Raw genomic sequence first — 7,858 nt, 5'->3', positions numbered from 1 at the left:
AATAACTTCTTACACTGTGAGGGATAGGGGGCGCAAGGATACAAAAAAGCCCCAGCCTGTGACCTGTGTGGAGCCACTGACTGGGGCTATTGTTGGTCGGGATAACAGGATTTGAACCTGCGACCCCCTCGTCCCGAACGAGGTGCGCTACCAAGCTGCGCCATATCCCGGTCTGGAGCGGCACGTTAGTTCTGCGAACTGCGAGCAACCTCGCAAATGATGCAAAGCCAACGGCTGCAACTCGAACAACTATAGCCCGCAGAGGGGACAATTTTCAAAATGGCTGTATAGAGGGCATTTTCCTTTGCTTTCCTCTGTTATCCCTCTTCTTCTCCGCCGCTTATTCCGACGGCTTCTCCACGATGTGGATCAGTGTTGCCGACGGGCGGCAGAAGGTGCGGAAGGGCACATACTTCGAGTTACCCAACCCGTTGGTCACGTGCAGCCACATGCGCTCGGTCCAGCGAGATAGTCCACGCACACGGCTACGGTCGATGCCGCAGTTCGTCACGATGGCGCGCCCACCAGGCAGGCACAGTTGCCCACCGTGCGTGTGACCGCTCAGTACCAGCTGATATCCGTCAGCGGCGAAGTGGTCCAGAACGTGCGGTTCCGGGGAATGGCTGAGGCCGATGGCCAAGTCGGCGTCACTATTCGGACGACCAGCAATCTGCGAGTAGTCGTCGAGCTCGTGGTGAGGGTCGTCCACACCAGCGATGGCCAGCTTGATCTTTGCAGGGCTAGTAAGCGAACCCGTTGCCGCCGGGTCGATAGCGAACTCAACCGTGGCATTCGAGGCATCATGCCAGCCACGTTCGATAAAGGCAGCGCGCATCCCCTTCCAAGGCAGCTGCTCATCGGAAGGCTTGCGCTTCTTGCCAAGCAGATAAATGAAGGGGTTCACAGGGCGGGGCGCAAAATAGTCATTGCTGCCGAATACGAACACTCCTGGGCGTTCCAGTAGCGGACCGAGTGCACGGAGAACTCCCGGTACGCCCTCCTTTTCGCCCAGGTTGTCGCCGGTGTTGACCACCAGGTCAGGATCCAACTCGTCGAGTGCCGCAACCCATTCCTGCTTGTGGTGCTGCTTATCCAGCATGTGCAGGTCGCTTACGTGTAGCAACCGGAAGCTATCCCAATCAGCAGGTAGGGTGCCGGGCTCTAGCAACGGCACGGTGACCTCGTGGAGCTGGAACTTGAGGGTTTCTCTATATGACGCCGCAGATACTGCTACGCTAGCGGCTCCAAGTCCGGCCACGCACGCCAGCAGCCTGGCAGGAATTGAACGTTGCTTGTGGGGCTCGGCTTTGGCATTGCGGGAGTTCTTTTTCACGTCTTCCAGAGTATCGCTTCGCGCTCTTTGGGGAAGGTGGTGGTCGGCCGGACGCTACTGGAACTGGCGCAGTAGATCGTTCAAATCGTTGAGCCCACGCTGAACTTCAGGCGGCAGGTTGATCTCTGGAGGTGGGGTGTTGGCCTGCGGCGGCGCTGCGTTGTTTGTGCTGGTTCCGCCTCCGCCAGTGTTGGTTACGGGCGCGCCCCATTTACCGGGGTTCGTACCTGCATCGTACTTCTTGTTATAGGACGGGAGCTTGCCACCACCGTATTTGTTAATGACCGGCTTGGAGGTCTCGAAGAAGATCCGTGCCGGCTCGTTACCGCCGTAGAGGTTGCCATTGCCACATTGGCGTACAGGCGCCGTGCACAGATTCTTGGCAGTACCGCCGTCGTTGAAGATGTAGGAAGATCCAGCCCAGCCCGGGGTGAACCCTAAGAATGCGGCGGAGAAGCTGGTTTCCGTCGTGCCGGTCTTTGCGGATACAGGGGCGCTCCATCCCGTTGCGCGCGCAGAAGCGGCAGCTGTTCCGCCTTGTGCATCGCTTCCCATGCCGTTGGCCAGCGCATCCGCGATATCTTTATCGATGGCTTGCTCGCATTTCGCCTCTTCGAAATCCACCTTCTTGCCGTTGCGATCCTTGATGCCTAGCACGGGAAGTGGCTCGCACCAGCGGCCGTGATCGGCGAGGCTGGCGGCAACGTTGGAGAGCTCCAGTGGATCCACGGCAGTGGGACCCAAGACGAAGGAGCCAAGGTTATTGTCCTTGATGTACTCCTCCACAGAGTGCTCGCCGTCGAAACTGCCTTTTTCCTTATAGGAACGCAGCCCCAGTTTGATGGCGATATCCACAATGCGCTTCATCCCGACCTTCTCCGCCATCTCGACGAAAGGCGTATTCGGACTTGTCGCTAGCGCTTCTTTTAGAGTCATGTTCGGCTTGTAGGAGCCAGCGTTTTCCACGCAGTACTTGCCTGGCGGGCAGCCGCGAGCACCACCTGCACCCATGCCTTCGACCTCCGCTCGGGCAGGAACGGCGAGGTTAGTGTTCAACCCCATGCCGTCTTCCATTGCAGCTGCCGCGGCAAAGATCTTGAAAACGGATCCGGCGCCGTGGCCCTGCATAGAGTGCGTCAGTGGTAGCACAGTCTGCCGCTTGTCCTGATTCAACCCGTACTTGCGCGAGGAAGCCATGGCTAGAACTTGGTGCATGCCGTCCTTGGGAGCCAAGTAGTCGGTAGCCGCCGATACACCCTCCTGAGTCGGTGACACTTTGCTGCGTGCCGCCTTCTCTGCGCTCTTCTGTGCCTGCGGATCCAGTGTGGTGCGAATGGTGTATCCGCCCTTTGTGATTTCGTCCTTAGGAATGCCCTTCTTGTCCAGGTACTCCAGAACATAGTCGCAGAAGAACCCGCTTCCGCCTGCGCCGATGCAGCCGTTAGTTGGGATCTTGGGGGCCTTCAGCACGCCCAGCGGCTTCTTAGCGAGAGCATCTGCCTCGCTCCGCGAGAGAGTCTTGGAATTCACACGCGCCTGGAGCACGGCGTTGCGTCGATCCTTTGCGCCATCGGGGTTCGTATACGGATCCAGGGCGCTAGTCGACTGCACAATTCCGGCGAGGAATGCCGCTTGGTTATCGTTCAGATCTGCCGCGTTGACGCCGAAGTAGGTCTGTGCCGCAGCCTGAACGCCAAAAGCACTGTTGCCGAAGGAAACCAGGTTGAGATAGCGAGTCAGGATCTCGTCCTTCGTCAGTTTCCTATCTAGCTGGCCGGCCATCTTCATTTCGCGCAACTTACGCGGCAGAGAAGTCTCGATCGCTTCCGCTGCCTGGTCCTCGTTTTCCGCCGAGATCAGCCACAGATAGTTCTTCACATACTGCTGATTGATCGTCGATGCGCCCTCGGAGACCCCACCACTGGAGATATTTGCCACCGCTGCGCGCAGGGTGCCACGGATATCCACGCCTTCGTGTTCATAGAAGCGCCGGTCTTCAATAGCGACAATGCTGTCTTTCATCGCCTGTGAAATCTTGTCCGATGGCACTTCGGTGCGGTTTTGGTTGTACACCCAGGCAATGGTTTTGCCATTCCGATCTGTGATCCGCGAGCGGAGCGGAACGGTGTTGTTCTCCGAAATGTCTTTCACATTGGAGTTCATCGTGTCCGTGCTGGCGTTAACCACCCAGCCGCCGGCCCCGGCAAACGGCAGGATGGCTGCAGCGAGCAGCACGCCACCGGCCAGGATGGCGAGGAATAGTCTTAGAAATGCCTTCGGTGCTTCCACGCGTATCACCATAACCCACGCCCCGGACAACCCTCCGCCCCTTTCTTTTTGACGCCTACATTCCAGCTGTCGGGGGTGATCCTTGAACTCTTGCATATACGCATTTCGTGGGGGAGGAGCGCAGTGCAGCGCAGGATAGGAAGTTCGCTAGTTTGTGATGTGCGACACGTTTTACTGATAGTGCTGACCAGCGGGATCGTGAGGGCGTCAAAAGAAAAGTGTTTGGCACAGCGTGTGGTGTGGGAGGTTTTCCCTGGTTAATTGAATCCCTACTCGACGAGTGTCGCGTGGATATCAATTACCCCCAAAATGTGATGTATTCGACACTTCTAAAAACGTGTGAATAAAATTACTACTACAGCAAGCCTCATATGGCAGTTGGTGGTAAGAAACGACAACCGACGCACAAGGAGCGACGGCCACCCTGCCGAAAGGCACGTTTCGGAGGAGAAAATGACTGCATCGCTCGCCCACACAAAGGTCAGCAACGGTTCGAAGCCGACCTGCCAGCCTGCCGAACAAATCACGACCCGCGAGTCTTTCAATAATCGCGGCGAGTGGATTACCCAGGCGCACTGCCGCAACGTGGATCCGGACGAGTTGTTTGTAAAGGGTGCAGCTCAGCGCAAGGCCGTAGCTATCTGCCGCCACTGCCCTGTAGTGCTCCAGTGCCGTGCTGATGCACTGGATAACAAGGTGGAGTTCGGCGTGTGGGGTGGCATGACCGAGCGTCAGCGCCGCGCCCTGCTGCGCAAGCACCCCGAGATCACCAGCTGGGCAGACTTCTTCGCCGGCCAGCTGGAAGCAGCTAAAGCAGCTAAGTAAACCGCCGAACCGCTAAGGTGGTGGCCATGACTAACTGGGAATACGTAACCGTACCGCTGCTCACTCACGCGACGAAGCAGATCCTCGACAACTGGGGCCAGGATGGCTGGGAGCTCGTTTCCGTGCTGCCCGGACCGACTGGTGAGCAGCACGTCGCCTACATGAAGCGCCCCCTGGAGCAGTAACCATGGCGCAGCAGAACTTCCGTTCCAAGCTCGAAGAGCTCGGCCTGCAGCTCCCGCCGGTGGCCGCACCCGTCGCCGCCTACGTCCCCGCTGTGCGCAGCGGCAACCTCGTCTACACCTCCGGACAATTGCCTTTCGTAGACAGTAGCCTGCCTGTCACTGGCGTGGTCGGCGCGGATGTCACTGAGGCGCAAGCCTATGACGCCGCCCGTATTGCTGCACTAAACGCCATTGCCGCGATCGATGATCTGGTGGGAATCGAAAACATTGAACGAATTGTAAAGGTCAATGGTTTTGTTGCCTCCACCGCCGGCTTTGGTGGCCAGCCCGGCGTAGTCAATGGCGCTTCCGAGCTGCTGGGAGAGATCTTCGGCGAGGCGGGAGTGCATGCTCGCGCAGCTGTCGGCGTGGCCGCACTGCCGCTGAACGCCCCCGTAGAGGTAGAAATCATCGCGCAGATCAGCGCATAGTTTGTAGGTTCGTTCTACACTGGGAGGCATGGAGCACCCCGCTTATAGCCAACTACGTCCCGTAACCCCGAACGTCGGTGTCGTCCTCGCACCGAACCCCAGCTATGCAGCCTTGGAAGGCACGAACTCCTGGGTAATCAAGGGAGAAAACGACACAGTATCTGTTGTGGTGGATCCAGGTCCGCAGGATGAGGGCCACCTGAACGTACTCAACACTAAGGCCACCGATGGTGGCGCGGAGATCGGCGCTGTGCTGTTGACGCACCGCCACGCGGATCACGCCAATGGAGCTCAGCGCTTCCGCCAGATTTCTGGCGCTCCGATCCGTGCCTTCGACAAGCAGTACTGCATCGCTGGTGAGGAGCTGAAGGATGGGGAGATTATCTCCTTCGAGGGCCTGACCCCCACCATCGAGGTCGTTCACTGCCCCGGCCACACCTCTGACTGCGTGGCTTTCTTTATCCACTCCAACGGCGGTACTGATGATTCCGACGTAGAAGGCATCATCACTGGCGATACGCTGGCAGGTCGTCACACCACTATGATCTCCGAAACTGATGGTGATCTAGGCGCTTACCTGGAAACGCTGGCCAAGCTGCGCGAGCGTGGCCAGGATAAGCCTCTGCTGCCAGGACACGGTCCGGATCAGCCGGATCTAGCTGCCGTGGCACAGAAGTACATCGACCGTCGTGAACAGCGCCTGGAGCAGGTCAAGGCCGCCCTAAAGAAGCTGGGCGATGATGCTTCGGTCAATGAGATCGTGGACGAGATTTACACGGACGTCGATCCGGTGCTGCGTGACGCTGCGGCACAGTCCACTCGCGTGACGCTGCGTTTCCTGCGCGGTGACGAGAACTAACACGACGAACGCTAACTCGTAACTGAACGAAAGCAAGCCCCGCTAGAACTCCTAGGAGGATTACTAGCGGGGCTTTTGTTTCTACCCCAGTGGGCTAAAAGTTGCCTTTAGCGGGCGCGCTTAGCCAGGCGCTCGGTGTCGGAGATCAGCACCGACTTTCCTTCCAGACGGATCCAACCGCGGTGGGCGAACTCGGCCAAAGCCTTGTTCACGGTCTCGCGGGACGCGCCGACCAGCTGGGCGATCTCTTCTTGAGTGAGGTCGTGGTGGACGCGAAGAGCGGTGCCTTCCTGGGTGCCGAAGCGGTTCGCCAACTGCAGCAGAGCCTTGGCCACGCGACCGGGAACATCGGTGAAGATAAGATCAGCCAGGGAGTTGTTGGTGCGGCGCAGACGGCGGGCAAGCACACGCAGCAGCTGCTCTGCAATCTCCGGGTGCTCGCTGATCCAGTTGTGCAGCATGGTGGAATCCATCGACGCCGCGTGCAGCTCCGTCACGCAGACAGCGGAGGAAGTGCGAGGACCGGGATCGAAGATGGACAACTCGCCGAACATGTCGGAAGGTCCCATAACGGTCAGCAGGTTCTCACGTCCATCAACGGAGTGGCGGGCGAGCTTCACCTTGCCGCTGATAATGATGTACAGCTGGTCTCCCGGCTCACCTTCGTCGAAGATGGTGGTGCCACGAGGAAACTTGACGGTATCCAGTTGTTCGATGAGGGTACGCACGGCGGTGGGTTCAACACCCTGGAAGATGCCTGCCCTCGATAGTATTTCGGATACTTCTGCCATCCCTTGTTTCACTTCCGTTTCTGGCATTGCGGTGGCTGGGGTGAACCACCTCGCGTACATCTAGAGAAAAATATGTATCGTTCGTCTCTTCTGTTAGAGCATACCCAACTATGTCACAGCGCAATTCCACGGGAAGGTACATTTAAGAATATTATTGGCTGCCATTTCCGGTCGCAGAATGAGTATCCTCGCTGTTTTTAAGTTCCTTCCTTCAGTCCTCGACATTCTAAAGGTTTTATGTCCCTCTCGTCCTCCCCGCGAACTCCCCAGAATACAAACCAAAAGAGATCCCAAAAGCAACCGATTCCGCCAACCCTGCCGCGTATCGGCGCTCATATTGCTGCGAAGGGCGAGGAAACCCCGCTAGGCCGCAAACGTCGTGCGCGTAAAATCAACCGCGCTCTCGCCGAGGCCTACCCGGGGGCACACTGCGAGTTGGACTTCCAAAATCCCCTTGAGCTGTTGGTTGCCACCGTCCTTTCCGCACAGTGCACCGACAAACGCGTCAATGCCGTCACCCCGGCTCTGTTCCGTCGCTATCCCACCGCTGTTGATTACGCAGAGGCGAACATCGAGGACGTCGAACAGATCATCAAGTCCACCGGTTTCTACCGCTCAAAAGCGAAGAGCATTGTCGGCCTGGCCCAGGCAATCGAGGACAACCATGGCGGGGAGGTTCCCGGAACCCTCGAAGAACTGGTCAAGCTCCCCGGGGTGGGGCGGAAGACTGCAAACGTGGTGCTCGGCAACGCTTTCGGAGTGCCGGGTATTACGGTGGATACCCACCTTGGTCGCCTGGCACGCCGCTGGAAACTCACGGAGCACGAGGATCCTGTACAAGTCGAACGCGACCTTATGGAACTCATCGAACGCAAGGAATGGACCCTTTTCTCGCACCGGGCGATCTTCCATGGCCGTCGTATCTGCCATTCGCGCCGAGCAGCGTGTGGAGCCTGCTTCCTCGCCCGCCAGTGCCCAAGCTTCGGGGTGGCGGGGCCAGCTGACCCGGAGGTGGCGTCAAAAATGATTAAGTCCGATGACCGCGACCACCTGCTGGGCATGGCCGGATTCTAACCGGTACGACGAACAGGCCGGGTACACTGACT

At 58.4% G+C, this 7,858-nt stretch carries 8 protein-coding genes and 1 tRNA gene; 5 read left to right on the top strand and 4 right to left on the bottom strand.

Going from position 1 to position 7,858, the window contains the following annotated elements; genetic code table 11:
• Nucleotides 1–93: 93 nt before the first annotated feature.
• From ACWXWJ_RS09395 to ACWXWJ_RS09385, 3 genes are all read right to left on the bottom strand, one after another.
• Nucleotides 94–170 (bottom strand) — tRNA-Pro (locus tag ACWXWJ_RS09395).
• 170 nt (nt 171–340) lie between these two features.
• A complete protein-coding gene (locus ACWXWJ_RS09390; RefSeq protein WP_473964230.1) occupies nt 341–1,333 on the bottom strand; it encodes a metallophosphoesterase in 993 nt (330 codons plus the stop codon).
• Between the two features lie 54 nt (nt 1,334–1,387).
• Nucleotides 1,388–3,634, bottom strand: coding sequence for a transglycosylase domain-containing protein (locus ACWXWJ_RS09385; RefSeq protein ID WP_473964229.1), 2,247 nt, complete (start codon nt 3,632–3,634; stop codon nt 1,388–1,390).
• Nucleotides 3,635–4,075: 441 nt separating this feature from the next.
• On the opposite strand from ACWXWJ_RS09385, the gene ACWXWJ_RS09380 reads away from it, so the two are divergent.
• The 4 genes from ACWXWJ_RS09380 to ACWXWJ_RS09365 are packed head-to-tail and all read left to right on the top strand — an operon-like array spanning nt 4,076 to nt 5,961.
• A complete protein-coding gene (locus ACWXWJ_RS09380; protein ID WP_293790876.1) occupies nt 4,076–4,447 on the top strand; it encodes a WhiB family transcriptional regulator in 372 nt (123 codons plus the stop codon).
• A 26-nt stretch (nt 4,448–4,473) separates the two neighbouring features.
• Nucleotides 4,474–4,632, top strand: coding sequence for a DUF4177 domain-containing protein (locus tag ACWXWJ_RS09375; protein WP_011274258.1), 159 nt, complete (start codon nt 4,474–4,476; stop codon nt 4,630–4,632).
• A gap of 2 nt (nt 4,633–4,634) precedes the next feature.
• Nucleotides 4,635–5,102 (top strand): RidA family protein, encoded by a 468-nt coding sequence (locus ACWXWJ_RS09370; RefSeq protein ID WP_473964228.1) that lies wholly within the window; start codon nt 4,635–4,637, stop codon nt 5,100–5,102.
• A gap of 28 nt (nt 5,103–5,130) precedes the next feature.
• Nucleotides 5,131–5,961, top strand: a complete 831-nt coding sequence (locus ACWXWJ_RS09365) for an MBL fold metallo-hydrolase (RefSeq protein ID WP_448307764.1) — start codon at nt 5,131–5,133, stop codon at nt 5,959–5,961.
• A 107-nt stretch (nt 5,962–6,068) separates the two neighbouring features.
• Here the strand turns inward: ACWXWJ_RS09365 and glxR are convergent, their stop codons facing one another.
• Nucleotides 6,069–6,752 (bottom strand): CRP-like cAMP-activated global transcriptional regulator GlxR, encoded by a 684-nt coding sequence (gene glxR / locus ACWXWJ_RS09360; RefSeq protein ID WP_293790873.1) that lies wholly within the window; start codon nt 6,750–6,752, stop codon nt 6,069–6,071.
• 324 nt (nt 6,753–7,076) lie between these two features.
• Between glxR and nth the strand changes: the two genes are divergently transcribed.
• The gene (gene nth / locus ACWXWJ_RS09355) at nt 7,077–7,826 is read left to right on the top strand and encodes an endonuclease III (RefSeq protein ID WP_473964231.1); all 750 of its coding nucleotides are present in this window, start codon (nt 7,077–7,079) and stop codon (nt 7,824–7,826) included.
• Nucleotides 7,827–7,858 lie beyond the last annotated feature (32 nt).

It is taken from the genome of Corynebacterium sp. p3-SID1761 (genome assembly GCF_055862885.1).
Note: the sequence above shows the minus strand (reverse complement) of the source record. Positions and strands in the feature narration are given on the sequence as shown.

What these genes read in the sequence shown, in the direction of transcription:
- ACWXWJ_RS09385 (WP_473964229.1), bottom strand. Translation starts at nt 3,634, where the DNA reads ATGGTGATACGCGTGGAAGCACCGAAGGCATTTCTAAGACTATTCCTC.
- ACWXWJ_RS09380 (WP_293790876.1), top strand. Translation starts at nt 4,076, where the DNA reads ATGACTGCATCGCTCGCCCACACAAAGGTCAGCAACGGTTCGAAGCCG.
- ACWXWJ_RS09375 (WP_011274258.1), top strand. Translation starts at nt 4,474, where the DNA reads ATGACTAACTGGGAATACGTAACCGTACCGCTGCTCACTCACGCGACG.
- ACWXWJ_RS09370 (WP_473964228.1), top strand. Translation starts at nt 4,635, where the DNA reads ATGGCGCAGCAGAACTTCCGTTCCAAGCTCGAAGAGCTCGGCCTGCAG.
- ACWXWJ_RS09365 (WP_448307764.1), top strand. Translation starts at nt 5,131, where the DNA reads ATGGAGCACCCCGCTTATAGCCAACTACGTCCCGTAACCCCGAACGTC.
- glxR (WP_293790873.1), bottom strand. Translation starts at nt 6,752, where the DNA reads ATGGCAGAAGTATCCGAAATACTATCGAGGGCAGGCATCTTCCAGGGT.